The sequence below is a fragment of the Emticicia sp. genome, assembly GCF_049241225.1.
GTDB lineage: Bacteria > Bacteroidota > Bacteroidia > Cytophagales > Spirosomataceae > Emticicia.
Genome location: NZ_JBMLRC010000311.1, coordinates 1 through 2748 on the forward strand (window position 1 = coordinate 1; position 2748 = coordinate 2748).

The window sequence follows — 2748 nt, forward strand, 5'->3', positions numbered from 1 at the left end:
GAATACACCTGCTTACGATTTACCAATGGATAAAATTTCGTTATTTATTAACAAAATTTTTGAAAATCGTAGTTAGTTTGTACCCTAATTTTTTACTGAACCTTTACCTTCTCACTTAAAGTCATTAATAATGAAAAACAACCGAATTCTCTACGCTATCCTCTTGTTGGTTTCGTTTTTGGCTAATGCCCAACGAGCCAAACAGGAAAAAGAAGACCCCGAAGCAAGAGCCAGATTTGAGTATAACATGACCAAAGACCCAAAAACAGGGACAATACCAAGAGATGAACTCGAAAAAGCCAGAAATATCATGTCGAAAATGATAAAACTCATGGCTCCAGTACCAAATGTAACTTGGGCAGAAAGAGGCCCTAACACGGTCGGAGGCCGTACTCGTGCCTTAATGTGGGACCCCAACGATGCCACCAAAAAGAAAGTTTGGGCTGGCGGTGTATCGGGTGGTTTGTGGTATAATAATGATATTACTGATGTAAATACATCTTGGGTAAAAGTTGATGACTTTTGGGATAATATTGCCATCGGAACAATTGCCTACGACCCAAGCAATACGCAAGTGATGTATGTTGGAACTGGCGAACGAAGCTCATCTGGCAATGTGGGTAATAGTGGTGAAAGTGGCACTGGTGGCGGTGGTATCTGGAAAACCACCAATGGTGGCACTACTTGGGCCAGACTCGCTTCTACGATTCCTGATTACGTAAATAGCAATGATGCAGCTGGCTGGCGAACAGTCGAGAAAATAGTGGTCAACGCACAAGGCCACGTATATGCCGTCAATTACTGGGGTGTTATTCGCTCAACCGATGGCGGAGCCACTTGGGCTACACTTACTGGCACCAATGCACCTCCAACCGAAAACCCAAACCGAATAACCGATATTGAACTTGGCACTGACGGTATTTTATATGTTGGAGAAGGTGGTGGTTTTGCTCCAAAAATCTACAAGTCAACCGATGCTAACATAACGGCATTTACACTTATCACACCAACTCACACCGCAACCAAAGGTAGAGTTGATATGGTACTTGCTCCAAATACAAGTGGTGCCAACCAAACACTCTATGTAATTGCAGCCTCGAGCGATGCTCAAGGCGTAAGGTTTTTCAAGAAAAGTGTAGATGCAGGTGCAAACTGGACAGATGTTGTTGTGCCATTGGATGTAAGCAGCAACGCTAACCCAAAGCCACCATTTACAGGAAAACAAGCCGACTATAACCTGATTTTAGGGATAAAACCAACCGATGTAAATACGATTTACGCAGGCGGAACGACCGTGGGTATCTCGTACACGGGTGGAACAGGCAACCCAGCTTGGAAACACGAACTCGGCAGCAATTATTTTTATCCTCCTGTCAATAAGTTTTTTGTTGATAACCATGCCTTTGCGGCTCGACCTGGTTTTCCGAATGAAGCTGTATTTGGCAATGATGGTGGTGTATTTTATTCGGCAGATTGGGGCGACCCGAACGTAACCGAACCGAATTTCCAACGACGCACCAAGGGATACAACGTTACCCAATTTTACTCGGTGGCCATTGCAGGTGCCGCTAATAGTGGTTTAATCATGGGTGGAGCTCAAGATAATGGTACTCAGATTGTCAATTCGACCTATGGCACACAAGGCTCTGGCTTCGAAATAAGAGGTGGTGATGGTGGTTTAAATTATATCGACCAAGAAGACGTCAACCTCTTGATTTCGTCTTACACCAACGTCACGTATCAGATTCACCCAAGTGGCCCAGCCAACACTGCCAGCATAGACCTCACACCTACGAGTGGTTCGAGAGGTGAATTTATTAATCAATCAGATTATGACTCGCCTAATAATACACTTTATGTAAATTATTATCTGGCAGGAGAACCAAATCAAGCACAGATTATCAGATATACCATTAGCGGCACCGCTCCAAACTACACCAGTGTAAGTTCGATTCTGACATTAAACACCGATATTAAACCATCGGTCATTAAACTCGGAAAAACGGCAGGTTCATTGTTTTTAGGTACAAGCGACGGAAAAGTTTATAAAGCTACGGGGATTCCTGCCACTGGCGACCAAAATGTAGCTCTTACACTAATTATGGACAACGCCAATACCTCAACAGGCTATGTATCATCAATTGACTTTGGCACAACCGAAAATACCATTGTAGTAGCAAAATCTAATTATAATATCAAGTCGGTTTTCTATACCACTGATGGTGGCACAAACTGGACATCGAAAGACGAAACGGGGCATGGTTTACCTAATGTTCCGATTCGATACGTTTTGGTGAATCCTGTGGATACCAAACAAGTTTTGTTAGCGACTGAGTTGGGAGTTTGGTCAACGAGCGATATTACGGCCGCCAACCCACAGTGGGCTCCAACCAATGCAGCTTTAGCCAACGTGAGATGTGATATGCTCCGCTTCCGTGCATCTGATAATACGGTTGCGGTAGCTACCCACGGGCGTGGCTTTTTTACCACAAAAATCAATCAAAACGGCACTCCTTGCCCTACAACCTTGGTTTTGATTAGTACGGCTGATGATAAAACTACTGGCACAACGAATTTCCAAGCCGCCGAAACCATAACTGCAAGTAATAAAATTACAGGCAACGCCAACGTAACCATGAAAGCAGGAAAATCGGTAGAATTGAAACCAAGTAATAGTGGGGGCGGAACAACCTTTGAAGCCGCCAACGGAACAGTTTTCCAAGCCTTTATTCAAGGTTGTAGCAATTA

General features: G+C 43.9%; 1 protein-coding gene. It reads left to right on the forward strand.

What is annotated here, in order from left to right; all coding sequences use genetic code 11:
• Positions 1 to 130: 130 nt before the first annotated feature.
• A partial coding sequence (locus ACOVO2_RS16570; protein ID WP_421771050.1) for a WD40/YVTN/BNR-like repeat-containing protein occupies positions 131 to 2748 on the forward strand: 2618 nt, incomplete at its 3' end.